This is a genomic window from Nocardioides sp. OK12 (assembly GCF_024341885.1).
Lineage (GTDB): Bacteria > Actinomycetota > Actinomycetes > Propionibacteriales > Nocardioidaceae > Nocardioides > Nocardioides marinisabuli.
Genome location: NZ_BNET01000002.1, coordinates 446588 through 469775 on the forward strand (window position 1 = coordinate 446588; position 23188 = coordinate 469775).

General features: G+C 75.0%; 23 protein-coding genes. 11 read left to right on the forward strand and 12 right to left on the reverse strand.

The features are described from left to right. Window positions 1-181: 181 nt before the first annotated feature. Window positions 182-976 carry a heliorhodopsin HeR gene (heR, locus tag OCU29_RS06270; RefSeq protein WP_261819228.1) on the reverse strand — a complete coding sequence of 265 codons (795 nt, stop codon included), beginning with the start codon at window positions 974-976 and terminating at the stop codon, window positions 182-184. Next, window positions 973-1674 carry an SDR family oxidoreductase gene (locus OCU29_RS06275; RefSeq protein WP_261819229.1) on the reverse strand — a complete coding sequence of 234 codons (702 nt, stop codon included), beginning with the start codon at window positions 1672-1674 and terminating at the stop codon, window positions 973-975. Before OCU29_RS06275 ends, heR begins: the two co-directional genes overlap by 4 nt. A 75-nt stretch (window positions 1675-1749) precedes the next feature. On the opposite strand from OCU29_RS06275, the gene OCU29_RS06280 reads away from it, so the two are divergent. Next, window positions 1750-2220 (forward strand): PPOX class F420-dependent oxidoreductase, encoded by a 471-nt coding sequence (locus tag OCU29_RS06280; protein ID WP_261819230.1) that lies wholly within the window; start codon window positions 1750-1752, stop codon window positions 2218-2220. A 54-nt stretch (window positions 2221-2274) separates the two neighbouring features. Continuing rightward, window positions 2275-3669, forward strand: coding sequence for a protealysin inhibitor emfourin (locus OCU29_RS06285; protein WP_261819231.1), 1395 nt, complete (start codon window positions 2275-2277; stop codon window positions 3667-3669). Between the two features lie 55 nt (window positions 3670-3724). Here OCU29_RS06285 and OCU29_RS06290 read toward each other — a convergent pair whose 3' ends face one another. The 3 genes from OCU29_RS06290 to OCU29_RS06300 form a co-directional block, all read right to left on the reverse strand. Beyond that, window positions 3725-4255, reverse strand: coding sequence for a GNAT family N-acetyltransferase (locus OCU29_RS06290; protein ID WP_261819232.1), 531 nt, complete (start codon window positions 4253-4255; stop codon window positions 3725-3727). Window positions 4256-4270: 15 nt separating this feature from the next. Next, a complete protein-coding gene (locus OCU29_RS06295) occupies window positions 4271-4960 on the reverse strand; it encodes an aspartate/glutamate racemase family protein (RefSeq protein WP_261819233.1) in 690 nt (229 codons plus the stop codon). Between the two features lie 135 nt (window positions 4961-5095). Further along, a complete protein-coding gene (locus tag OCU29_RS06300) occupies window positions 5096-5863 on the reverse strand; it encodes an SDR family NAD(P)-dependent oxidoreductase (protein WP_261819234.1) in 768 nt (255 codons plus the stop codon). Between the two features lie 99 nt (window positions 5864-5962). Here OCU29_RS06300 and OCU29_RS06305 point away from each other — a divergent pair, with 99 nt between their 5' ends. The 4 genes from OCU29_RS06305 to OCU29_RS06320 all read left to right on the forward strand — a co-directional run bounded on the left by OCU29_RS06305 (window position 5963) and on the right by OCU29_RS06320 (window position 9754). Beyond that, window positions 5963-6400, forward strand: a complete 438-nt coding sequence (locus OCU29_RS06305) for a hypothetical protein (RefSeq protein WP_261819235.1) — start codon at window positions 5963-5965, stop codon at window positions 6398-6400. Window positions 6401-6616: 216 nt separating this feature from the next. Next, window positions 6617-7900, forward strand: a complete 1284-nt coding sequence (gene mshA / locus OCU29_RS06310; protein ID WP_370463656.1) for a D-inositol-3-phosphate glycosyltransferase — start codon at window positions 6617-6619, stop codon at window positions 7898-7900. Beyond that, window positions 7897-8460 carry a YbjN domain-containing protein gene (locus tag OCU29_RS06315; RefSeq protein ID WP_179615387.1) on the forward strand — a complete coding sequence of 188 codons (564 nt, stop codon included), beginning with the start codon at window positions 7897-7899 and terminating at the stop codon, window positions 8458-8460. Before mshA ends, OCU29_RS06315 begins: the two co-directional genes overlap by 4 nt. Before the next feature lie 268 nt (window positions 8461-8728). After that, complete coding sequence (locus OCU29_RS06320) at window positions 8729-9754, forward strand: hypothetical protein (protein WP_261819236.1); 1026 nt, start codon at window positions 8729-8731, stop codon at window positions 9752-9754. Between the two features lie 25 nt (window positions 9755-9779). Here OCU29_RS06320 and OCU29_RS06325 read toward each other — a convergent pair whose 3' ends face one another. The 7 genes from OCU29_RS06325 to pilM all read right to left on the reverse strand — a co-directional run bounded on the left by OCU29_RS06325 (window position 9780) and on the right by pilM (window position 16949). Continuing rightward, entirely contained in the window at window positions 9780-11180 is a 1401-nt protein-coding gene (locus OCU29_RS06325) for an EAL domain-containing protein (RefSeq protein ID WP_261819237.1), read from the reverse strand. 207 nt (window positions 11181-11387) lie between these two features. Next, complete coding sequence (locus OCU29_RS06330) at window positions 11388-12188, reverse strand: A24 family peptidase (protein WP_261819238.1); 801 nt, start codon at window positions 12186-12188, stop codon at window positions 11388-11390. Further along, entirely contained in the window at window positions 12185-12874 is a 690-nt protein-coding gene (locus OCU29_RS06335) for a hypothetical protein (protein ID WP_261819239.1), read from the reverse strand. The genes OCU29_RS06330 and OCU29_RS06335 overlap by 4 nt, the downstream gene beginning before the upstream one ends. A 77-nt stretch (window positions 12875-12951) precedes the next feature. Further along, a complete protein-coding gene (locus OCU29_RS06340; protein ID WP_261819240.1) occupies window positions 12952-14448 on the reverse strand; it encodes a bifunctional diguanylate cyclase/phosphodiesterase in 1497 nt (498 codons plus the stop codon). Between the two features lies 1 nt (window position 14449). Next, window positions 14450-15121 carry a hypothetical protein gene (locus tag OCU29_RS06345; RefSeq protein ID WP_261819241.1) on the reverse strand — a complete coding sequence of 224 codons (672 nt, stop codon included), beginning with the start codon at window positions 15119-15121 and terminating at the stop codon, window positions 14450-14452. After that, on the reverse strand, window positions 15118-15906 hold the full coding sequence (locus tag OCU29_RS06350) for a PilN domain-containing protein (RefSeq protein WP_261819242.1): 789 nt from the start codon (window positions 15904-15906) through the stop codon (window positions 15118-15120). The genes OCU29_RS06345 and OCU29_RS06350 overlap by 4 nt, the downstream gene beginning before the upstream one ends. Further along, window positions 15903-16949 (reverse strand): type IV pilus assembly protein PilM, encoded by a 1047-nt coding sequence (gene pilM, locus OCU29_RS06355; RefSeq protein WP_261819243.1) that lies wholly within the window; start codon window positions 16947-16949, stop codon window positions 15903-15905. The genes OCU29_RS06350 and pilM overlap by 4 nt, the downstream gene beginning before the upstream one ends. Before the next feature lie 165 nt (window positions 16950-17114). Between pilM and OCU29_RS06360 the strand changes: the two genes are divergently transcribed. The 5 genes from OCU29_RS06360 (at window position 17115) to OCU29_RS06380 (ending at window position 23099) form a co-directional block, all read left to right on the forward strand. Then, window positions 17115-18302, forward strand: coding sequence for a type IV pilus twitching motility protein PilT (locus OCU29_RS06360; RefSeq protein ID WP_261819244.1), 1188 nt, complete (start codon window positions 17115-17117; stop codon window positions 18300-18302). Then, window positions 18299-18787 carry a hypothetical protein gene (locus tag OCU29_RS06365; RefSeq protein ID WP_261819245.1) on the forward strand — a complete coding sequence of 163 codons (489 nt, stop codon included), beginning with the start codon at window positions 18299-18301 and terminating at the stop codon, window positions 18785-18787. The genes OCU29_RS06360 and OCU29_RS06365 overlap by 4 nt, the downstream gene beginning before the upstream one ends. A 146-nt stretch (window positions 18788-18933) precedes the next feature. Further along, complete coding sequence (locus tag OCU29_RS06370; RefSeq protein ID WP_261819246.1) at window positions 18934-20676, forward strand: GspE/PulE family protein; 1743 nt, start codon at window positions 18934-18936, stop codon at window positions 20674-20676. Further along, window positions 20663-21859: a type IV pilus twitching motility protein PilT gene (locus OCU29_RS06375; RefSeq protein ID WP_261819247.1), complete on the forward strand. Its 1197-nt coding sequence runs from the start codon at window positions 20663-20665 to the stop codon at window positions 21857-21859. Before OCU29_RS06370 ends, OCU29_RS06375 begins: the two co-directional genes overlap by 14 nt. A gap of 25 nt (window positions 21860-21884) precedes the next feature. After that, on the forward strand, window positions 21885-23099 hold the full coding sequence (locus tag OCU29_RS06380) for a type II secretion system F family protein (RefSeq protein ID WP_261819248.1): 1215 nt from the start codon (window positions 21885-21887) through the stop codon (window positions 23097-23099). Window positions 23100-23188: the final 89 nt, after the last annotated feature.

Below are 23188 nucleotides of genomic sequence, written 5' to 3' on the forward strand. Positions count from 1 at the left end.
TTGACGAACGGCCGGATCCGGCCGCATCGATTCTACCGGCGGCGCCGCCGTACGCCGATTCGAGCGGTCTGCATGAGTCCCCGGCCGGCCGGGGACTCCGGTACTTGTCAGGTGTTGCAACCCCTGACAAGTGCATGAGTCACCGGTCAGCCGGGGACTCATGCACGCGGGCCGAGGGCGCTCAGCCGGCCAGCGAACCGCCGAAGATCTGCCAGGCCAGCAGGCTCTTGGCGACCAGGCTGAGCACCAGGTACGCCTTCTCGCCGAAGGCGTAGGAGCGCCACGGGCCGATGCCCTTGTACTGCAGCCACTGGTTGAGCCCGAAGCTCATGAAGAAGACGAACAGCGAGGCCACGATGCCGTAGACGAAGCCCGGCACGGTGTCGGCGCCGACGGTGTTGACCAGGATCGCGACCCAGGGGGCCAGGCCGGCCAGGGTGCCGAACCAGAAGGGCAGCATGGTCGTGTGCTGGCGACCCGGCGGGTTCATCACCTCCTGGATCCAGCCGAAGAGGATCATCGAGACGTTGGCGCCGATGATCGCGATCAGCGCCTCGACGCCGGTGATGCCGTTGTAGAAGGCGATCAGGATGATCATCAGGGTCGCGCTGAGCGAGTACTCCACCCAGCGGAAGCGGTTGATGCCGCCGCGCAGGTCGGCCTCGTAGCGTCCGCGCCACAGGGTGCCGGTCAGGCCGTGGTCGAGCGCCGCGAGCAGCAGGAACGCCGCGATCGCCCAGCCGATCCGCACGTCGAAGAGCACCTCGGGCGCCGGCGGGGTGCTGCCCGGGGGGCCCTGCGGGAAGGTGGAGGTGACGCCGATGGCGAAGTCGGTGGCCAGCACCAGCACCACCACCGCCTGGGCGGCGTGCAGGACCGCCAGCCCGATGTTCCAGCGCTTGAGCGAGGTCAGGGCCTCGTCGGTGACCCCGCTGGCCACCTCGCGCTCGGGGGAGACGTGCCTCGCGTGCGTCATCGGACCACCAGCTCCTTGCCGTCCATCGCCACCTCGGTGGCCTCGCCACCGATGGCCTCCAGGATGGCCCTCACGACCTGCTCGTGGGGCATCGGTGCAGGTAGGCGCGGCGGTTCGCCGGCCAGGGCGCGGGTGTCGAGGCCGGTGTCGAGGTGCGGCGGGCGTACGTCGAGCACCCGGAAGGAGCGGCGCTGCTCGCGGCGCAGCACCTGCAGCCAGGTCGCCAGCGCCGCCTTCGCCGCGGAGTAGTCGGCCATGCCCGCGGTCGGCAGGTCGGCCAGCACGGCGCTGAGCACCGCGGCGGTGCCCTCGCCGTCGCGCGCCTCGGCGAGGTACGGCGCCGCGGCGCGCACCAGCGCGATCGGCCCCAGCGTGTTGACCGCGAACAGCTCCTCGGCCACCGCCTCGTCCAGCTCGACCGCCCTGCCGAACCCGGCCGCCCCGGTGGCCACGACCAGCAGGTCCAGCCCGCCCAGCTCCTCGACGGCCCCGTGCACCGCCGCGGCGCACGAGCCCGCGTCGACGACGTCGAGGTGCCGGCCGGTGGTGCCGAGGCCGGCGGCGACCTCGCCCAGCCGCTCGGGGTCGCGGCCGGCGGCCACCACCCGCGCCCCCTGCTCGTCCAACCCCTCGGCCAGGGCGCGCCCCAGCACGCCCGTCGCACCCGCCACCAGCACCCGTGCTCCCTCGGTCCTCATCCCTCGAACCTAGGCCGGGTCGCGGCCCGGACCAGGACCCCTGGGGGTGGGTGCCGCGTGGCTATCGTCGACTCCATGGCCTCCATCGCGACCACCGACCGTGTCGACCTCGACGGGCTGCTGGAGTTCGTGCGGCCGCGGCACAGGATGACCCTGATGACCCTGCGCGCCGACGGCCGCCCGCAGGTCTCGCCCGTCACCGGCGGCGTGGACGCCGACGGCCGCCTGGTGGTGTCGACGTACCCGCAGCGTGCGAAGGCCGCCAACCTGCGCCGCCGCCCCGAGGCGACGGTGCTGGTGCACTCCGACGACTGGGACGGGTCCTACGTGCAGGTCGACGGCACCGCCGAGGTGCTCGACATGCCCTCGCAGGAGGCCGAGGACGCCCTGGTCGAGTACTTCCGCTGCATCTCCGGGGAGCACCCCGACTGGGAGGAGTACCGCGCCGCGATGCGCCGCCAGGGCAAGTCGCTGCTGCGGATCACCCCGGTCTCGTGGGGCCCGGTCGCCACCGGCGGGTTCCCGCCGGACCGCGCCCCGGCCTGAGGCGGGCCGCTCGGGGGCCTTCCCACCGTCGGTGGCCGGGTGTTGGCTGGGCGGATGACTCTCGGACCCGCCCGGCGCCCGCACCACTGCTTCGTCCCGCCGTACCTCCAGCGCGCTCTCGGGTACGACGCCACCCTCGCCGTCGACGAGGCGCTGCGCTCGGCCAGGCTGGCCGGGCCCTCGCCCGCGGCGACGCTGATCACCACCCCCGGAGCGCCGGCCTGGACCGTGCACGACGCCGGGTCCACCACCACGCTGCCGGGCCGGCCGGTGCGCGCCACCGGGGAGCCTGCCGTCGGGGACGCGGCGGTCGACGAGGCCGCCACCGGGATCGCGGCGTCGCTGGCGCTGCTGCTCGAGGTGTGGGGCCGTGACTCCTACGACGGCGCGGGCGCCCCGGTGTCGCTGAGCGTCCACTACGGCCGCGACTACGCCAACGCCTTCTGGGACGGCACCCAGCTGGTCTTCGGCGACGGTGACGGGGTGGTCTTCGACCGGTTCACCAAGCCCGTCGACGTGCTGGGCCACGAGCTGGCGCACGCGCTGACCGAGCACACCGCCGGGCTCGTCTACGCCGACCAGCCGGGCGCGCTCAACGAGCACGTCTCCGACGTGGTGGCCGCCTGCCTCAAGCAGCGGCTGCTCGACCAGCGGCCCGACGAGGCCGACTGGCTGGTGGGCGAGGGGCTCTTCCTGCCCGGTGTGCAGGCGCGTGGGCTGCGCGACATGGCCCGGCCCGGCTCGGCGTACGACGACCCGCGCCTGGGTCGCGACCCGCAGCCGGGCCACATGGACGACTTCATCGTCACCACCGACGACCACGGCGGGGTGCACCTGAACTCCGGCATCCCCAACCGGGCCTTCCACCTCGCCGCGCTCGCCATCGGCGCCGCCGACCCCGGGCCGGCCGGCACGTCCTGGGCCGGCGCCGGCCAGGTCTGGTACGACGCCCTGACCGGCGGCGCGGTCGGGCCCCTCACCGACTTCGCCGGGTTCGCCGCCGCCACCGTGGCCGCCGCCGGGCCGCACGCCGACGCGGTCGCCGAGGCGTGGGCCGCGGTCGGGGTCACGCCGGGCGCGCCCACGGCGGGCGCGCCCACGGCGGGCGCGCCCACGGCGGGCACGCCCGCCGGCTCCCCGGACGAGGAGGGGTCCACCACCGGTCCCACCGCCGGGGTCGTGCGGGTGCGGCGCACCGGGGGGTTCGCGGGGCTCGCGACCGAGGCCGACGTCGACCTGGCCTCCGACGACCCCCGGGTGCCCGAGCTGCGCGGCCTGGCCGGGCGCGTCGACGTCAGCGCCGTCGCGGCCCGCCAGCCCGAGCCCCAGCCCGACCGGTTCGTCTACGACCTCGACGTCTGCGGCGACTGCGCCAGCGTGGGCGAGCAGGCCCTCACCCCCGACCTGGCCCGCCTCGTCGAGCTCGTCCTCGACCTCCGCCACCGCTGACCAGGCGCAGATCTCGCACCGACCCGGAGATGTCGCGTCGAGCCGGCGCGAACCGTCACCAGGCGTCGCCGGGCCGGTCCTCGCAGACCACGTCGACACGCAGGTCGGGCACTAGGAGCGGGTCGAGGCGCAGGATCATCAGCCCGTCCTGCTCGCCGTCGGCGACCGTGCCGGTGGGGGTCCGGGTGTACGACGTGCCCTGCCAGCGCTCCCAGCCGAGCCGCTCGTAGAAGCCGGTGGCGCTGCCGGTCGAGAGCATCGCGACCGGCCAGCGGCCCGCGATCTCGTCGTGCAGGCGCTGCATCACCGCCCGCCCGAGACCCCGACCCCGGTGGGCGGGGTGCGTGGCGACGGCCTCGACGTACGCCACCGTGTGCCACGTCGGCCCGAACCGGATGCGGCGGGGCACGGCGCTGGCGTGGGCGACCGGGTCGCCGTCCGCGCGCACGAGCACGTGGACGCCGCCGTAGGCGTGCGCCTCGTCCTCGTCGCTGAACCCCTCAGGGAACGCGAGGTCCCACAGGGCCCGCAGCCCGGCCCGGGTGGCGTGGTCGAGGTCGGCGCTGCCGAGCGCGACCAGCTCCACCGGACCGGCGTCCGCTCAGGACAGGGCGCGGGCCAGGGCCGCTTCGACGTGCAGGCTGGTCGAGCCGAGCACGGGGATGTTGGCGTCCGACTGGTGCACCAGCAGCTCGAGCTCGGTGCAGCCCAGGATCACCGCGCCGGCGCCGGCGTCCCACAGCTCGTCGATCAGACCGACGACGGTGCGCCGCGACTTGGTGACCACGCGGCCGTGGCACAGCTCGTCGTAGATGATGCGGTTGACCGTGTCGTGGTGGTCGGGGTCGGGCACGTGCACCGTCAGGCCGCGCTCGCGCAGCCGGTCGGTGAAGAAGGAGCGCTCCATCGCGAAGGTGGTGCCCAGGAAGCCGACCTCCTTGACGTCGTTGGCCACGCACGCGTCGGCCAGCACGTCGGCCAGGTGCAGCAGCGGGATGTCCACCGCCGCGGCCACCTGGTCGGCGACCCGGTGGAAGGTCGTGGTGCACAGCATCAGGAAGTCGGCGCCGGCGCGCTCGACCCCCTGCGCCGCGGCCACCAGGATCGCCGCGACGGCGTCCCAGTCCTCGGCCTCCTGCAGGGCCGTGACCTCCGCGAAGTCGACCGAGGTCATCACGGTGCGGGCCGAGTGGAGGTCGCCGAGGCGCTTCTCCACACCGGTGTTGAGGGCTTCGTAGTAGGCGGCGCTGCTCTCCCAGCTCATCCCGCCGATGAGTCCGATGGTCTGCACCGGCGCAGTCTCTCACGCCCGGCCGAGCGGTCAGTTTTGAACCACCCAGTGGTCAGTTCTGAACCCGCACAGCGCACGGGAGCGACCGGTCGATGGTTCAGAAGTGACCGCTCGGCGGTCGAGGCGTTCGCGGGCTCACGCCTGGCGGTGGACCTTGTGCTGGGCGGCCTGGGCGCGGGGGCGGATGACGAGCTCGTCGACGTTGACGTGGGGCGGGCGGGTGACCACCCAGGCGATCGCGTCGGCGACGTCCTCGGCGACCAGCGGCTCGGCCACGCCGGCGTACACCGCGTCGGCCTTCTCCTGGTCGCCGTCGAAGCGCACCAGCGCGAACTCGTCCGTGCGCACCATCCCGGGCGCCACCTCGCAGACCCGCACCGGCTGGTCGAAGAGCTCCAGGCGCAGCGTCTCGGTCACGACCTGGGTGCCGTGCTTGGCGGCGGTGTAGCCGGCGCCGCCCTCGTAGGCGATCCGCCCGGCCGTCGAGCCGACGTTGCAGATCACGCCGGCGCCCGAGGCGACCAGCCGCGGCAGCAGCGCCTTGGTGACCTGCATCAGCCCGATGACGTTGACGTCGTACATCGCGCGCCACTGCTCGGCGTCGCCCTCGGCGACCGGCGCCGAGCCGAACGCGCCACCCGCGTTGTTGACCAGCACGTCGAGCCCCGGGCGGCCCAGCTCGCCGGCGAGCCCGCCGACCCGGGCGGCCAGCGCGTCGACCGACGCGGCGTCGGTGACGTCGCAGACGACGGCGGTGCCGCCGATCTCGACGGCCAGCGCCTCGACCCGCTCGGCGCGGCGGGCCGCGCACACCACGTGGAAGCCCTCCGCGCCCAGGCGCCGCGCGGTCGCGGCCCCGATCCCGCTGCTGGCTCCGGTCACGACGGCGAGGAGGGTGCTCATGGGCGCATTGTGGCCCACCGGGCCCGGCGCGCCGACGCGCTGGTGGACCCACCGTCCACCTGCGAGCATGGGGGCGGAGGTCTGAGGAGGGGGTCCGCTGTGGACAGGGGTACGACGTCCGCGGCCGTCGCCGGTGCGCTCGCCGCGCTGGTCGGCGGGCTGCTGTGGGTGCTGGCGTGGGCCGGGGTGGGCCCGCTGGCCTGGTGGCCCGGCGCCGTGCTGCTGGTGCTGTCCGCCGTCGCGGTCGGCGCGGGCCTGGTCGACCGGGGCGCAGCCCCGCTGCGGCTGGTCGTCGGGCTCTGCCTCGCCGTGCTCGGCTGGGCCCTGCTCGCCGTCGTCGGCGGGGTCAGCGGGGTGGTCGACGGCGACGCCGCGGCCCGGGTCGACGGCCTCGTGGGCGCCGTCGCGGCGCTGCTGGGGCTGCTGGTGCTCGGGCGCGAGCTGCGCCGTCGGCGCCGCGGCGCCCGGCCCGGCAGCCGGGCCGCGCGGCGTACGCCACCGGGGCGGCGCCGTACGGGTGGGGCGCACGCGGGCTGACGGGTGTCAGAGTTTCATCGGGCACCCGATGGAGCTCGCGCCACCACCACGAAGGTTCAGACAGGTGGCGCCAGTTCCATCGGGTACCCGATGAACCTTCGAGCCCGCCCCCGCGACCCCGACCGGCCCGTCACCAGGGTGGGGGAATCAACCGGCGTCGACGCTGGTTGAGCGACGAGGACCGATGACACCCGCACCACACGGACGGAGGCCTGCGTGAGCAGCCAGCAGCGGATCGAGCGCCCGGTGCGGCGCCTGGCGATGATCAGCCTCCACACCAGCCCCCTCGACCAGCCCGGCACCGGCGACGCGGGCGGCATGAACGTCTACGTCATCGAGCTGGCCAAGCGCCTGGCCGCGCAGGGCACCGAGGTCGACATCTTCACGCGCGCCACCTCCTCGGCCCTCGAGCCCGTCGTCGACCCGTACGACGGGGTGCGGGTGCGCCACATCCACGCCGGCCCCTTCGAGGGGCTGACCAAGACCGAGCTCCCCGGCCAGCTGTGCGTCTTCGCCCGCGAGGTGCTGCGCACCGAGGCCGCCCACCCGGTGGGCCACTACGACGCCGTGCACAGCCACTACTGGCTCTCGGGCCAGGTCGGCGCGCTGGCCCGCGACCGGTGGGGCGTGCCGCTGGTGCACTCGATGCACACGATGGCCAAGGTCAAGAACGAGGCGCTCGCCGACGGCGACACCCCCGAGCCGCAGGCCCGGGTGATCGGTGAGGAGCAGGTCGTCGAGGCCGCGGACCTGCTGGTCGCCAACACCGACCTCGAGGCCAAGCAGCTGATCAATCTGTACGACGCCCACGCCGGTCGTGTCGAGGTGGTCCACCCCGGCGTCGACCTCGACGTCTTCCGCCCCCGCGAGCGTGCCGACGTACGCCGCGAGCTCGGGCTGCCCGTCGACGCCGACGTGCTGCTCTTCGCCGGGCGGATCCAGCCGCTGAAGGGCCCCGACGTGCTGCTGCGCGCGGTGGCCGAGCTGCTGCGGCGCGACCCCGGGCTGCGCGAGCGGCTGGTCGTGCCGGTCGTCGGCGGCCCGTCGGGCAGCGGCCTGGAGCACCCCGACGCCCTCGCCACCCTGGCCCGCGAGCTGGGGCTCGACGACGTGGTGCGCTTCGTGCCGCCCGTCGCCCAGGACGACCTGGCGCGCTGGATGGCCGCCGCCACGCTGGTGGCCGTGCCCTCGTACAACGAGTCCTTCGGGCTGGTCGCCGCCGAGGCCCAGGCCACCGGCACGCCGGTGGTGGCCGCGGCCGTCGGCGGGCTGACCACGGTGGTGCGCGACGGCCACAGCGGGCTGCTCGTCGAGGGCCACGAGGCCGGCGACTGGGCGGACGCGATCGCGCGGGTGCTCACCGAGCCGGTCCTGGCCCAGCGGCTGCGCTCCGGTGCGGTGCTGCAGGCCAAGGGCTTCTCCTGGGAGGCGACCGCGCAGTCGATGCTCGCCGGCTACGAGCGGGCCCGGTGGATGATGCGGCAGGAGGCCACGGCATGAGCGAGCAGCAGGACCCGAGCGGCACGAGCGGCCCCAGCGCCCCGGCCGGCCCCGAGCAGCAGCGGGTGGCCGAGGTGGTGCGCGGCTGGCTGGCCACCAACGAGATCGAGGTCGAGGAGCCCAGCCCCGGGCTGTTCTCCTTCGCGCTGCCCGGCGAGAAGAAGCTGCAGACCCCCGTGCGCCTCGACGTCGGCGCCCACGCCCTGGGCGTGCACGCCTTCGTGTGCCGCAATCCCGACGAGAACCACGAGCGCGTGTGGCGCTGGCTGCTGGAGAAGAACCTGCGCCTGTACGCCGTCGCGTTCGCCGTCGACCGCACCGGCGACATCTACCTCGACGCGCGGCTGCCGCTGGGCGCGGTCGACGAGGCCGAGCTCGACCGGCTGCTGGGCTCGGTGCTGACCTACGCCGACGAGTCCTTCAACGCCATCCTCGAGCTCGGGTTCGCCTCCTCGATCCGCAAGGAGTGGGAGTGGCGCACCCTGCGCGGGGAGTCCACGCGCAACCTCGAGGCCTTCCGCGGCTGGCTCGAGTCGGGCGCGGAGCCCACGGTCGACTGACCCCGGGAGGGTAAAGACGACTTACCCCATGTGGGGTATGACGCGGGGCCGCCCCGACCAGCAACATCGTCCCCACGACGCCTCAGGCGCGTCGGCGGGGAGGAACCAGGTGAACGCGAGCTCTATGTCCCGGCTCGTGGTGGCCGCTCTCCTCCTGAGCGTCTCTCCCGTGGTGGGGGCCGCGGGAGAGACGCCTTCCGCCCCCGGTGTACAGATCAGTGCACCGGGCGGCGGCGAGCGCGTCGCGACGGGGTGGAGCGGCCCGGTCGTGGTCGAGGTCTCCGGCGCCACCGCCCTGCACGAGGGGCACCTGAGCCTGTCCTGCCCCTCCAGCGGCTACGAGCACCGGACGACCTTCAGCGTCACCGAGGGCCAGGTCGAGGTGCCGGTGGCGCCGGTGGAGGCGCCCGCCGGCGACTGCTCGGCGACCGCCGAGGTGCGGGGTCCGCTCGAGGCCGGTCCGTCCGACGAGCCGGGCGGCAGCGCCCGGGTCCACTTCTCGGCCTGGCACCGCGTCGGTTTCACCGACGCCCGGATCAGCCCGGTCTTCTACCCCACGGTGCGCGACGGGTACGCCGACGCCGCCGACCTGGTCTTCGGCCTCACGGCCGCCGCCGAGGTCGACCTGCTGGTCTTCGACCCGGTCACCCAGCGGGTGGTGCGGGAGGAGAGCCAGCGGTTCGAGGCCGGCTCGCACACCTGGTCCTGGAACGGCGCCACGAGCGCCTGGCGCCGTGCGCCGGTCCTGCCGACCGGGCGCTACCTGCTCGCCGCGGTCACCGAGGACCCCGTGACCCGCACGTCGGTCGGGGTGATCGGCTGGACCGAGATCGCGCGCCGAACCCTCACCCGGCGCAGCGTGCGCACCGTGCCGGCGCTGCAGGCCGAGCGCGTCCTGCGCGGGGCCTGCGGCAGCGGTGCCGGCGAGGCGGTCGTCGCACTGGTCTGCCGCGGCACCCGGACGTCGTACGCCGAGCTGTCGGGCGTCGTGCAGGTGCCGCGCGGGGCCCGGCTGCGGCGGGTCGGCTCCCACCACGACAAGCCCGCCGCCGACGAGCGCCCCGGACGGGTGCTCCACGACCTCGAGCGGCTCTCCGCCAAGCGGGCGCGGGTCACCCTGCGCATCGACGGCCGCCGCGCCCTGGTGGTCGAGGACCTGTACGTCGTGTGGGCGCAGCGCATCCAGCAGCGCCCGGTCTCCACGGTGCCGGGCCCGGAGGGCATCGTGGCCGGTGAGGTGACCGGTGGGCCGGGGCGGTGGCACATCGAGCTCGCCGACCCCGACGGTCCCTGACCGCTCCGCCACGCGCTCCGCACGCTCAGGCGACACCCGACGTCATGTCGCCGACCTGGCCGGGACCGTCGGCGCGCCCCAGGTCCAGCGACGACAGCGGGCCCGGTCGGCCCAGGTGGTAGCCCTGGGCGAGCTCGCAGCCCAGGAGCCGCAGGCAGTCGACCTGGTCGGCTGTCTCGACCCCCTCGACGACCACGTCGACGGGGGCGGTGGCCAGCAGCGCCAGCACGGCGCGCACGAGGTCGAGGTCGGCCGGTGAGGTCGCGATCCCGGCGACCAGCGACCGGTCCACCTTCACGGTGTCGACGGGCAGCCGGTGCAGGTGGGAGATGGAGGAGTAGCCGGTGCCGAAGTCGTCGATGCCGATGCGCACGCCCAGGCGGCGCAGCCGCAGCAGGGTGGCCAGCACGTCCTCGTCGCCGGTCATCACGTCGGTCTCGGTGACCTCGAGGAGCAGCCCCGAGGGTGGCACGGCGTGGCGCCCCAGCAGGTCGGCGACACGCTCGGCGTACCCGGGGTCGCGCAGCTCGCCGGGGGAGACGTTGACGTGCACGGTCGCGGTGTGTCCCCGGCGACGCCAGCCGGCGGCCGTGGCCAGCGCCCGGTCGAGGACCAGGGCACCCAACCGGTGCACCAGGCCGGACCGCTCGGCGGCCGCGACCGCCTGCAGCGCCGGTACGGCGCCGCGCACCGGGTGCGTCCAGCGCAGCAGCGCCTCCACGGCGTGCACGGAGCCGGTCGCCAGCGAGCGCACCGGCTGGAAGGCCAGGTCGATCTGGGTGGGGTCGTCGAGGGCCTGGGCGAGGTCGCGCAGCAGGGCCAGGTCGTGGTCGGGACGCGAGAGCACCTCGGGCCGGAACCAGCGCACCCCGCCGGGGGAGCGGCGGGCGGCGTCGAGCAGGGTGGCGCGCACGTCGCGCAGCAGGTCCTCGGGCGGGTGCTCGTCGGTGAAGCCGCGCAGGCCGAGCGTGACCACCGGCCAGATCTCCGCGGGCGTCGTCCACACCTTCCCGCGCATCCGTTGCGCCACCTCCATGGCGTCGCGGTCGGCCTGCAGCGGCGCCGAGAGCAGCACTCCCAGCGCGCCCCCGAGCGGGGAGATGCGCAGCGGGCGGAACTCCACCGACCCGGCCATGGCGCGACGCACCACCACCTCGGTGACGGTCTCGAGCGTGCCGGCACCGTGCGCGTCGGCGATGTCAGCGGCGTTGGAGACCCCGACGGCCACGAGCGTCATCCGCAGCCCGCGCCGGGTCGCGCGCTCGTGCATCTCGCACAGCGTCGTGACCAGGCGCTCGACCCCGGCGTACGTCGCCTCGTGGCCCTGCAACGAGCCCGGCGTCACGTCGCGGCGCAGGACCCCGTCGCGCGGCGGCGGGCTCGGCTGCAGCGCCGGGACCGCCGGCGTGCGTGTGTCCTCTCGCATCGTGTCGACCCCCATGTCGTCGTCGAGGCGTGCCCGACGGAGAGCGGCGCGGGGGCGCAGTTCTAGACCGGACGGAGGTCACCGTGGCCCATCTCGCCATGTGGGCGCAGTCTGGTCTAGACCTGAAACCCCTGTGGCTGGTGGGTTTGCGGCCCAGGATTTTACGTTGGCGGTGGATCAATTGTCCGGAGCGGGCACACCGTGAGGTCAGGCGAGCCCGGTCAGTCGCAGGTAGGCGCCGGCGACCGGGTGGCCGGCGAAGAGGCCGACGCCGGCGCCCACGAGCATGAACGGCCCGTACGGGACCCTCGTCCCGCGGCTCACGGTCCCGGTGACCAGCAGCAGCCCGCCCACCAGCCCGCCCAGCACGAAGCCGGCCCCGAGCCCCACGAGTGCGCTCCCGGTGCCGACGGCGCCCAGCGCCAGGCCCAGCACCGGTGCCAGCGCCACGTCGCCGAGGCCCATGCCGCGCCCGCGCGTCGCCGCCCAGGCGCCGGCGTAGACGACCGTCCACGCGCCGGTCGCGACCAGCATGTCCAGCACCGGGACCGACCCGCCCAGCGCCTGGTCGAGGGCGAGCAGTCCGACCAGCGGGACCGCGGCGGCACCGGTGACGGCGAAGGGCAGGCGGCCGTGCTCGAGGTCGATCAGCGCCAGCGCCACCCCGGCGCTCGCCACGACCAGCAGCGCGCCCATCACCTGGGGGTCGTCCACCCGCAGCGCGACGGCGACCATCAGCGCCGCGGTGCCGGCCTCGACGAGGGGGTAGCGCACGGGGATGGGCTCGCGGCAGTCGCGGCAGCGCCCGCGCAGCAGCACCCACGACACCACCGGCACGTTGTCGCGCCCGCGCACCTCGTGCCCGCAGGCCGGGCACGCCGAGCCCGGGGAGACGACGGACAGCCCGAGGGGCACCCGGTGGACCACCACGTTGAGGAACGAGCCGACCGCCAGGCCGAGGGTGCCGACGAGGCCCACCAGGAACGGCAGGGGCAGGCCCGCACTCACGCGCTGCGCCTGCGGTTCGCACCCACCGCGACGTCGTACGCCGAGCGCTGCTGCTCGCTCAGGAGCACCCACAGCTCGGGCGGCAGGCCCCCGCGGGTGGTCGGCAGCGCCGCAGCGTGCCGTCCGCGGGGCATGGGCTCGGCCGGGACGAGGGCGGCCAGGTCCTCGAGCGGAGCGAGGGCCGGCCCCGGCGCAGCGGGGTCGACGAAGGCCTGCGCCGCCTCCCGCGCGCAGCGCAGCAGCGCAAGGGGATCGCGGTCGTCGAGGGCACCCACCAGGTCGCCCAGCTCGCGGCCGGCACCGGCCAGGTGCGGCGAGAGGGCCGCCAGGTCGGCGGCCCACTGGCACAGCACGGCTGCCTCGAGGTCCCCGACCTCGGCCAGGCGCCGCGCCAGGCCGGCGTACGTCGTCGGCACCGGGCCGGGCGCGGGCACCTCCGCAGCCTCTGGCTGCTCGAGCAGGCGAGGTCCCTCGGTCGTCTCGGTCGACGCGGGGCGCACCGGCAGCGCCGGCAGGCCGGGCAGGTCGGGCAGGTCGGGCAGGTCAGGCACGTCGGCACCGGCCCGGCGCCGGCGCAGGACGACGAGCACCGCGACCAGCGCGGCGGCCACGAGCAGCAGCCCGATCAGGGGTAGGAGCGGTGCGACCGCGACATGGGGGACGGGGGCAGGGTCAAGGACGCGCACGGACACTCCTGGCGAGGGCTCCGGGTATGGGGGGGCACCAGGAGCATCGGCACCGGGCAGCCCGGTCTGTAGCCCCGCTAGCGGTCGAGCCGCGAGGCGCTGACCCGGTGCCACTGGCCGACCCAGTCGCCCAGCTCGTCGAGCGGCATCGGGGCGCCCAGCCAGTAGCCCTGGAAGGCGTCGCAGCCCATCGCCCGCAGGCGGTGGACCACCTCGGCCTCCTCGACGCCCTCGGCGACCACCCGGATGTCGAGGCCGTGGGCGGCGTTGACCATCGCCCGGCACAGCCGCTCGGCCTCGGGGTCGGCGCCGACCTGGCGGACGATGGCGGGGTCGATCTTGATCTCCCGGACCGCGGAGTACTGCCACAACGCCGTCAGCGACGTCTGCGCCGATCCGAAGCCGTGCACGCTGACCCGGCAGCCCAGGGTGCGCAGCGACTCCAGGAGCCCGCGCACCTCGGTGGTCGCCCGGGGCGCCGGCTCGGTGATCTCGAGGACCAGGTCGGAGGGCGAGGCACCGGTGTGGCGCAGCAGCGCGGCCACGTCGTCGAGCAGGCGCGGGCCGAGCATGCTGCGCGCCGAGACGTTGACGGCCACCGAGCAGCCCGGGGCCAGGCGCTGGAGCTCGATCCGGTCCGCGAGCGCGTGGGCCAGCACCAGCCGCGTGAGCGGCACGATCGCGTCGCTGCGCTCGGCCTGCGGGAGGAAGGACTCCGGCAGCAGCAGTCCGTGCTCGGGGTGCTGCCAGCGCACGAGGGCCTCGAAGCCGGTCACCGCGCCGCTCCAGCCGTCGACCTGGGGCTGGTAGTGCACCCGGACCTCCTCGCCGCCGGCGATGGCCGCGAGCAGCTCGTCACGCAGCTGGCGGCCCAGACGTCCGGCCGCCGCCGGCAGGGGCCGTCGCCACCCGGCCGAGGGGCTCGACTTGGCGTCGTACATCGCCTCGTCGGCGACCCGGAGCAGGTCGGGGACGGTCCGGGCGTCGACGCCGTGCACCGCCAGGCCGAGCGAGGGGGCGACCGTGAGGCTGACGTCGTCGACGTGCACGGGCGCGGAGAGCACGTCGAGCAGCGCAGAGGCCCGTCGCTCGAGCGCGGCGTCGTCCTCGCCGATCACGATCATCGCGAACTCGTCACCCCCCAGACGCACCGCGAGCTCGTGCTCGCGCTCCTGGGAGCGGGTACGCCGCGCGACCTCGGCGAGCACCTGGTCGCCGGCGTCGTGACCCAGGGTGTCGTTGACGTGCTTGAAGCCGTCGAGGTCGAGGACCACGAGCCCGACGCGGCAGCACCCGGACTGCTCGGACCGGGCCAGCACCGCACGTCCCTGCGACTCCAGCGCCGCCCTGCCGGGCATCCCGGTCAGCGGGTCGCGGGGATCGTCGGCACCGCCGAGCCGACGCAGCCGAGGCACCCAGGGCCACCGGCCCCGGTGGCGCTGGGGGTGCTCACGCGTGGGGAGGGTGATCACGAAGGGACCCCAGCGCCGCAGGGCGACGAGCACGAGCAGACCGAGCAGCAGCACCGCGGCGGCCGTGACGGCGGCCGCGGGGGGCTCGGTGAGTCCAGGCATGTCATCCCGACTGGCTCGTGATCCGCGTGTCGGGCTCGGGCACCGGCGGCGCCACGAAGGTGGTTCCCGACAGGGTCAGGGTGAGCGTAGGCGACCCTGCCTCGCCCGAGAGCGAGATGGAGCGGACCAGCACCGCCCGGTCCAGCCCACCGAGCCGGTCCAGCAGTCGGGTGGCCTGCTCGTAGCTGCCGGTCAGGGTCATCGAGACCGTCTGCACCGCGTACTCCGCGACCGGTGCGGCCGCGTCGGGCTGCTGCGTCGCCGGGTCGCCCGCTTGCGGCGCGGCGACGGGCGCCGGGGCGTCGGGGCCCGCCCCGACCGGCACGGGCGCGCTGGGGCTGAGGGTGGTGATGTCACGGGCTGCGTAGCCCGCCTGCGTCGCTGCCTCGTCGACGAGGGCGAAGAACCCCGGCTGGTCGGCGGTGGCCGGCACCAGGCGGTCGAGCACCTCGGCGGCCTTCCTGGTGGAGCCGAGGTCCTCGGCCCGCGACTCCAGGTCGGCCAGGTCAGCGGCCAGCACCCGGTTCCGCTCGACGGCGTCGTCGGTGGCCCGCCGGGCGTTCCCGACGTCCTCGGTGAGCGGGCCCAGCAGCAGCAGCCAGCCCGCCGCGGCGAGCAGCAGCAGCGTCAGCGAGCCCAGGACGAGGGTGGCGGAGGGGGAGCGGAGGCTCACGGGGTGGCTCCTTCGGCGGGCTCGAGGGTGCCCAGGCGGGCGCCCAGGTCGTCGTAGCGCTTGCTGAACACCTTCACGGCCAGGGCGACCGAGCCGCTGAAGGTGATGGGGGCGCCCTCGCTGGTGGTCGTGCTGGTGACGAAGGGCTCGTCGAACCACGCGCTCTCGTCGAGGGCGGCGACGAGCTCGCCGACGCTCCCGCGGTCGGTGGCGGTGCCGGTGAGGTTGAGGCAGCCCACGACCACGAGCGTCGCGAACGGGTCGGGGCCGGGGCAGGCCGCGGCCTCCAGGCCACGGGTGGGGTCGGCGACGCTGCCGTCGGCGGCCACCACCCGGCCCGCGTCGGGCCTGCGGCCGGGCAGGTCGACCGTCACCGACTCCAGGCCGGCGCCGGGCGGGAGGGCCCCGTCGAGCTCGACCAGGACCCTCGCGAGGTCGACGTCGGTGGCCATCGCCTCCTGCACCGTGCCCACCCGGCGCGACACGCCCCCGACGTAGGCCTGGACGGGCGCGAGCGCCGCGATCTCGCGGCCGAGCTGGGCGCCGACCGCCTCCTCGCCGCGCAGGTCGGCCTCGGCGCCGGCCAGCGCGAGACGTTGGAAGGTCCACGCGCCGCCCGTCAGCAGCACCAGCGCGAGACCGGCCGCGCCCAGCCGGCGGCGCCAGCGGTGTACCCGCAACCGGTCGTGGACCCAGGGGGAGAGCAGGTCGACCGTCGCCGGGCCCGGGCCGGTGACGGCGGTGTCACGGCCGGACCGACGGCCCCCGGTGCGTGCGGTGCTCATGCGCTGCGCCCCAGGCACAGGCCGCCGGGCAGCGCGAGGTCGTAGCCGTCGTCGCCCGGGAGCCCGAGGTGCGCGCCGAGGTCGAGCCGGCCCACCGGCAGGCCCAGCACGCCGGAGGCCTGCTCCAGGAAGCCGTGCTGGTGCCCGGCGCCGCCGCTGAGCACGGCGCTGGTCGGCACGTGGGCCGGGTCGGTGGCGGCGTGGAAGTCGAGCGTGGTGCGCACCTCGGTGAGCAGCCGCTGCGTGGCCTGGTCCAGCACGGGGTCCGGGGCGGCGCTGGTGCCCTCCTGCTCCGGGCCGCCGCGCTTGCGCAGCTCGGCGGCCGGCCAGTCCAGCCCGGTCTCCTCGGCCAGTGCCCGGGTCAGAGCGTCGCCGCCGACGCCGGGGGAGACCCGCACGAAGTGCGGCACGCCGCCGGTGTGCACCGCCACCGAGACGGTGTCGGCGCCGATGTCGACCACGGCCTGCGTCGAGGCGTGCTCCGGACCGGTCGGCGCGTCCTGCGCGGCGACCGCCGCGCGCACCAGGGCCAGCGGCGCCAGGTCGGCGGCGACCGGGCGCAGCCCGGCGGCCTGCACGCAGCGCACCATCTCGTCGACGGCACCACGGGCGGTGGCCACCAGCAGGATCCGCACCACCCTGCGCACCGCCCCGGTCGTGGGGTCGACCTGCTCGTCCTCGCCGAGGAGCACGTGGTCGAGGTTGGCGTCGTCGACCGCGACCGGCAGCACGTCGGCCACCTGGTAGCGCAGCGCCCGGCGCAGGTCGGCCGGCGGCATCCAGTCCAGCTCCAGCGGGCGCACCAGCACCGACCCGCTGCCCACCCCCAGCCGCACCGAGCGGGACGCGATCCTCTGCTCGCGCCACAGCTGGCGCAGCGCGGCGGTCACCGCGGCCGGGTCGACCACCAGGCCGGCCTCCACGGCACCCACCGGCAGCGGCACCCGGCCGTGCCGGCGTACGACGGGACGGCGGCCGCGGCGCAGCTCGACGGCGCGCACGGCGGTGCGGCCGATGTCGAGCCCGACGACGGTGCGGGGCATGGGACCTCCTCGGGGAGCGGCGCGGGGTGGTCCGCGCTCCCCGGTGTCATCGGCCGCGCCGAGGGCGGACTTGACCGCCGACCGACCGGTCCGGACCACCGCTACAGGCCGGCCCGCCGGCTGCCGACAACCCCGGTGGCTCGACCGACCACGAGAGGAGCCCCGGTGGGCGACACCTGGCACGACGGCGACCAGCGGCGCGTCGACCCGCGGCTGCGTGCCCTGCTCGAGGCGGTCGTCACCGCCGGCGCCTCCGACCTGCACCTGCGCGCGGGGGCGGTGCCGCGGATGCGGCGCGGGGGCCTGCTCGAGGCGATCGGCGACGAGGCGTACGACGCCGGCGCGCTGTCGCTCGCGCTGCGCGGGTGCATGACCGACGCGGTGCGGGCCGGGTTCGAGCGCGACCTGGAGGCCGACTTCGCGCTCGCGGTGCCGGGGGTGGCCCGGTTCCGGGTCAACGTGTTCCGTGCCCGGGGCGCCGACGGGGCGGTGCTGCGGCTGATCAGCGACCACCCGGTGCCGCTGGAGGAGCTCGGGCTGCCGGACGTGGTGCGCCACCTGGCGCTGCGGCCCCGGGGCCTGGTGCTGGTCACCGGCCCGACCGGGTCGGGCAAGTCCACCACGCTGGCGGCGATGGTCGACGCGCTGAACGCCGCGCGGCCGGTGCACATCCTGACCCTGGAGGACCCGATCGAGGTGCTGCACGCCGATCGGGCCGCCACCGTGACGCAGCGCGAGCTGGGCAGCGACACCCGCGACTGGGCGGGGGCGCTGCGGGCGGCGATGCGCCAGGACCCCGACACCATCCTGATCGGCGAGCTGCGCGACGCCGAGACCGTGCGCGCGGCGCTGTCGGCCGCCGAGACCGGTCACGCGGTGCTGGCCTCGATGCACACGACCGATGCGAAGGAGACGGTGCTGCGGCTCGTCGAGTTCTTCCCGCCGCACGAGCAGGGCCGGGTGCGGGCGGCGCTCGGGGCCAGTCTCGAGGGCGTCGTGTGCCAGCGGCTGGTGCCGCGCGCCGACGGCAGCGGCCGGGTGTGCGTGCTCGAGATCGGGGTGCGCGACGCGCGGTTCGCCGAGGCCGTCGCCGACCCCGAGCGCACCCACTCCATCCCCGACGTGCTGGCCGACGGCGGCTACTCGGGCATGCAGTCCTTCGACCAGCACCTGCTGCGCCTGGTCCTCGACGGCACCATCGACGTGCGCACTGGCACGATGGCCGCCACCAACCCGCACGACTTCGGCGTGATGCTGCGGCGCTCGGGGCACGCGGGCCAGCGGCCCGCGACGGTGCCCGCGGAGTCCGAGCCGGCGCCGGGACGCCGACGAGCACTGGAGCCGCAGCAGTGACCACCACCCCCGACCCCGCCGTGGACCCCGCCGTGGACGCCGCTGTCGACCTGACCGCACTGGCACTCGACGAGCTGCGCGCCTACCGCAGCCGGCTGCAGGCCGAGGAGGAGCGGGTGTCGTACTGGCGGCGCCTCGTCCACGCGCGCACCGACCTGCTCGGCACCGGCCGGGGCGCCGGAGGGTCGCTCGGGCTCGAGCAGCTGGTGCGGGCGTTGGGCGACACCGGCTCCGGGGCCACCCGCTCGGCCCTGCTGCGGGTGCGCGCCCAGGAGCCGCTGCCCGACCTCCCGGACCTCGCCGAGGTGTGGGCGGTGCCCGCCGGCGACGCCGAGGTCGACGCGGCGCTGGCCCGGCTCGCCGAGGCCGAGGCCACCCTGACCGGCTACCGGCGCGCGCTGTTCGACCGGCTCGACGCCGCGACGGCCGAGCTGGTGGACCGCTACCGCGCGGAGCCGACGCTCGCGCTCTCCGTCCTGGCCTGAGGGCCCGCGAGGCCCCGGCTGGTGCCGCGAGTGCCAGGGCTGCCGGGGATGCCGGAGGGCCGCGACCCTCAAGGTCGCCCGGCGCGGCGCCGAGACTCCTGACGAGCCGGTGAGCGCCGGTTCGTGGACCCTCGAGGAGCGGTGCGGTGACGGACCTGGCCCAGACCGGCTCGACGCCCGGCGCGACGCCCGGCACGACGACCGGCACGACAGGCGCACCGGACCGCGGCCTCGTCGTGCCGGGCCTCCTGGCCGACGGTCGGGTGAGCGAGGCGCAGGTGGCCCGGGCCGAGGCGGTCGCCGGGCCCGGCGGGTCGCTGCTCGAGGCGCTGGTCGAGACCGGTGCGATCGAGGCCGCCGAGCTGATGCAGTGGGGGGCGCAGGCGTCCGGGGTGCCCTACCTCGAGCTCAGCGACCTGGCGCTCGACCCGGCCGCGACCGCGCTGCTGCCGGCCGACTTCGCGCACCGCGCCAGCGTGCTGCCCGTCGGCTGGGAGGGCGGCCTGCTGGTCGTCGCGGCGCCGTTGCGCGCGGTCCTCGACCTGTCGCTCCAGGACGACGTCGCCCGGCTCACCGGTCAGCGGGTGCGCTTCTCGCTGGCCTCGCGCGGCGAGATCCGGCACCGGCTCAACCAGGTCTACCGCGCCGAGGGCGAGCTCGCCGACCTGACCGTCGGCCTGTCGACCGAGGCCGAGCACGACGAGGACCTCGACAGCCTCACCGAGGTGCACGAGGACGCGCCGGTGGTGCGCTTCGTCAACCTGCTGATCAGCCAGGCGATCGCCGACCGGGCCTCCGACATCCACCTCGAGCCGACCGAGCACGACCTGCGGGTGCGCTACCGCATCGACGGGGTGCTGCGCGACGCGCACCGGGCCCCGCGCAGCATCACCGCGGGCGTGGTGTCACGGCTCAAGATCATGGCCGAGATGGACATCGCCGAGCGCCGGGTGCCCCAGGACGGCCGGCTCAGCGTCACCCACCTGGGCCAGACGATGGACCTACGGGTCGCGACCCTGCCGACGGTGTGGGGGGAGAAGGTCGTGGCCCGGGTGCTCGACAACTCCAACACCCGCCTCGGCCTGTCCGACCTGGGCTTCAGCGCCCACAACTTCGACCGCTTCGAGCGGTCCTACACCAAGCCCTACGGGATGATCCTGGTGACCGGGCCGACCGGGTCGGGCAAGTCCACGACGCTCTACGCCACCCTCAACATCCTCAACCAGCCGCACGTCAACGTGATCACGGTCGAGGACCCCGTTGAGTACCGGCTGCCGGGCATCAACCAGGTGCAGACCAACCCCAAGGCGGGTCTGACCTTCGCCCGGGCGCTGCGCTCGATCCTGCGCTCCGACCCCGACATCGTGCTGATCGGCGAGATCCGCGACCACGAGACCGCCAACATCGCCGTCGAGGCCGCGCTGACGGGCCACCTGGTGCTCTCGACGCTGCACACCAACGACGCGCCGTCGGCGGTGACCCGGCTCGTGGAGATGGGCATCGAGCCGTTCCTGGTGGCCTCCGCGCTCGACGCGGTGGTCGCCCAGCGGCTGTGCCGCTCGCTGTGCGGGCGCTGCAAGGAGCAGTACGTGCCCGACCCCGAGGAGGTCGCCGCGCTCGGCTTCCCGCCGCTGGCGGCGGGGCAGTCGATCCACCGCCCGCGCGGCTGCTCGACCTGCGGGCAGACCGGCTACCGGGGCCGGATGGCGTTGCACGAGGTGATGCCGGTCAGCGAGGAGCTCGAACGGCTCACCGTGCGCCGGGCCGCGACCGACGAGGTGGGCCGCACGGCCCGGGAGCAGGGGATGACGACGTTGCGCGACGACGGTTGGTTGAAGGTGCTCGAGGGCCGCACCGCGATCGAGGAGGTCCTGCGTGTCGTGGGGTGAGACGTCGTACGCCGCCCCCGCGGCGCCCGACGCGACCGAGCTGCTCGACCTCGACGGCCTGCTGCGCCACGTCACCGAGGCCGGGGGCTCCGACCTGCACCTGACCGTCGACGCCCCGCCCACGGTGCGGGTGCGCGGCGAGATGACTCCCGTGCCGGGCTACCCCGCGCTGGAGGCCCGCCCGTTGCAGGAGGCGCTCTACGCGGTGCTGACGGAGCGGCAGCGGCAGGTGCTCGAGGAGACCCGCGAGCTCGACCTGGCCTACTCGGTGCCGGGGCTCGCGCGCTTCCGCGTCAACGTCTTCTGGCAGCGCGAGAGGCTCGGGGCGGTGATGCGGCTGATCCCCTGGGAGATCACGCCGTTGGCCGACCTGGGCATGCCGCCGGTCGTCGAGACGTTCGCGGGACTGCGCCGCGGGCTGGTGCTGGTGACCGGGCCGACCGGGTCGGGCAAGTCCACGACGCTGGCCTCGGTGATCGACCAGGTCAACCGGACCCGGCGCGGGCACATCATGACCGTCGAGGACCCGATCGAGTTCCTGCACCCGCACCGCGGCTGCCTGGTCAACCAGCGCGAGGTCGGCGACGACACCCGCGACTTCCGCACCGCCCTCAAGCACGTGCTGCGCCAGGACCCCGACGTCATCCTGGTCGGCGAGCTGCGCGACCTCGAGACGATCTCGGTGGCGCTGACCGCTGCCGAGACCGGCCACCTGGTGCTGGCCACGCTGCACACCCAGTCCGCGCAGGACACCGTCTCGCGCATCGTCGACGTCTTCCCCTCCGGCCAGCAGCAGCAGGTGCGCACCCAGCTGGCCGCGACCCTGCAGGCCGTGGTGTGCCAGAGCCTGGTGCCGACCGCCGACGCCGCGGGCCGGGTGGTGGCCGCCGAGATCATGGTCTGCACACCCGGCGTCCGCGCGATGATCCGCGACGGCAAGCTCCAGCAGATCCCCGGCGCGCTGCAGTCGGGGGTCAAGGACGGCATGCAGACCCTCGACTCCCACCTCGCCGCCCACGTGAAGGCCGGTCGGATCAGCCGGGAGACCGCCCTCGAGTACTGCGCCGAGCGCGAGGACCTGCTCGCCCTCATCGGGTCGGCGACGCGCCGCTCCACCCCCACCCAGGCCCCGGCGACCCCGGGTGCCGCGCCGGCGGCCGCCCAGCACGCCGGCTGGTCCTGACCCACCCCGCCCTGGAGGCACCGCGTTGAGCACGAGCCAGTACACCTACAAGGTCCGCGACACCACCGGGCGCTTCCGGCAGGGCAAGGTCAAGGCCGACTCCGAGAACGCGGTGGCCGAGAAGCTGCTGGCGATGGGCTACGTCCCGCTCGAGGTGCGCCAGAGCGGGACCGGGCTGCAGGCCGAGATCACCATCGGCCGGGCCAGGGTCAAGACCAAGGACCTCGCCGTGGCCGCGCGCCAGCTGGCCACCATGGTCGACGCCGGGCTGAGCCTGCTGCGGGCCCTGACGATCCTGGGCGACCAGGTCGAGAACTCCGAGCTGCGGCGGGTGCTGGGCCTGGTGCGCCAGGACGTCGAGGCGGGGCACAGCCTCTCCTCGGCCTTCGCCGCCCAGAAGGAGGTCTTCCCCCCGTTCATGATCCACATGACCCGCGCCGGCGAGACCGGCGGCTTCCTCGACGGCGCGCTGCGCCAGGTGGCCGAGACCTTCGAGGCCGACGTCAAGCTGCGCGCGAAGGTGAAGTCGGCGATGACCTACCCCGTGGTGGTCTTCGCGATGGCGATCGTGATGTGCATCGGCATGCTGATCTTCATCGTGCCGATCTTCGAGACGATGTTCGCCGACCTCGGCGGCCAGCTGCCGGCCCCCACTCGCGTGCTGGTCGCGCTGTCGGGGGCGATGAAGTACGCCCTTCCGGCGTTGGGCGTCGTCGTCGCCGCCGGGTTCTTCTGGTGGCGCCGGCACGGCCAGGACGACCGGGTGCGCGAGGTGGTCGACCCGCTCAAGCTCAAGCTGCCGGTCTTCGGGTCGCTTTTCACCAAGATCGCCCTGGCCCGGTTCTCCCGGAACCTCTCGACCCTCCTCGGCGCCGGTGTGCCGGTGCTGTCCTCGCTCGACATCGTCGCCGACACCTCCGGCTCGGTGGTGATCGCGCGCGCCCTGCACGACGTACGCCAGTCGGTGGCGCAGGGCGAGTCGATCGCCGGCCCGCTGGCCCGCCACGACGTCTTCCCGTCGATGACGGTGCAGATGATCGCCTCCGGCGAGGAGGCCGGCGCCGTCGACGCGATGCTGCGCCGCATCTCGCAGTTCTACGACGAGGAGGTCGAGGCCACCACCGACGCCCTGACCTCGCTGATCGAGCCGTTGATGATCGCCTTCCTCGGCGTCGTCGTCGGCGGCATGATCATGGCGCTCTACCTGCCGATGTTCTCGATCTTCGACCTGATCGAGTAGCGGCTCCCGGGCCGCCTCGGCGGCCGGTGGGACGTCATGCGGGCGGGACGTCGTCGAGCCGAGGAGGTGTATGACGTCCTGCGGCCCGG

What these genes read in the sequence shown, in the direction of transcription:
- heR (WP_261819228.1), bottom strand. Translation starts at nt 976, where the DNA reads ATGACGCACGCGAGGCACGTCTCCCCCGAGCGCGAGGTGGCCAGCGGG.
- OCU29_RS06275 (WP_261819229.1), bottom strand. Translation starts at nt 1,674, where the DNA reads ATGAGGACCGAGGGAGCACGGGTGCTGGTGGCGGGTGCGACGGGCGTG.
- OCU29_RS06280 (WP_261819230.1), top strand. Translation starts at nt 1,750, where the DNA reads ATGGCCTCCATCGCGACCACCGACCGTGTCGACCTCGACGGGCTGCTG.
- OCU29_RS06285 (WP_261819231.1), top strand. Translation starts at nt 2,275, where the DNA reads ATGACTCTCGGACCCGCCCGGCGCCCGCACCACTGCTTCGTCCCGCCG.
- OCU29_RS06300 (WP_261819234.1), bottom strand. Translation starts at nt 5,863, where the DNA reads ATGAGCACCCTCCTCGCCGTCGTGACCGGAGCCAGCAGCGGGATCGGG.
- OCU29_RS06315 (WP_179615387.1), top strand. Translation starts at nt 7,897, where the DNA reads ATGAGCGAGCAGCAGGACCCGAGCGGCACGAGCGGCCCCAGCGCCCCG.
- OCU29_RS06325 (WP_261819237.1), bottom strand. Translation starts at nt 11,180, where the DNA reads ATGCGAGAGGACACACGCACGCCGGCGGTCCCGGCGCTGCAGCCGAGC.
- OCU29_RS06340 (WP_261819240.1), bottom strand. Translation starts at nt 14,448, where the DNA reads ATGCCTGGACTCACCGAGCCCCCCGCGGCCGCCGTCACGGCCGCCGCG.
- OCU29_RS06350 (WP_261819242.1), bottom strand. Translation starts at nt 15,906, where the DNA reads ATGAGCACCGCACGCACCGGGGGCCGTCGGTCCGGCCGTGACACCGCC.
- pilM (WP_261819243.1), bottom strand. Translation starts at nt 16,949, where the DNA reads ATGCCCCGCACCGTCGTCGGGCTCGACATCGGCCGCACCGCCGTGCGC.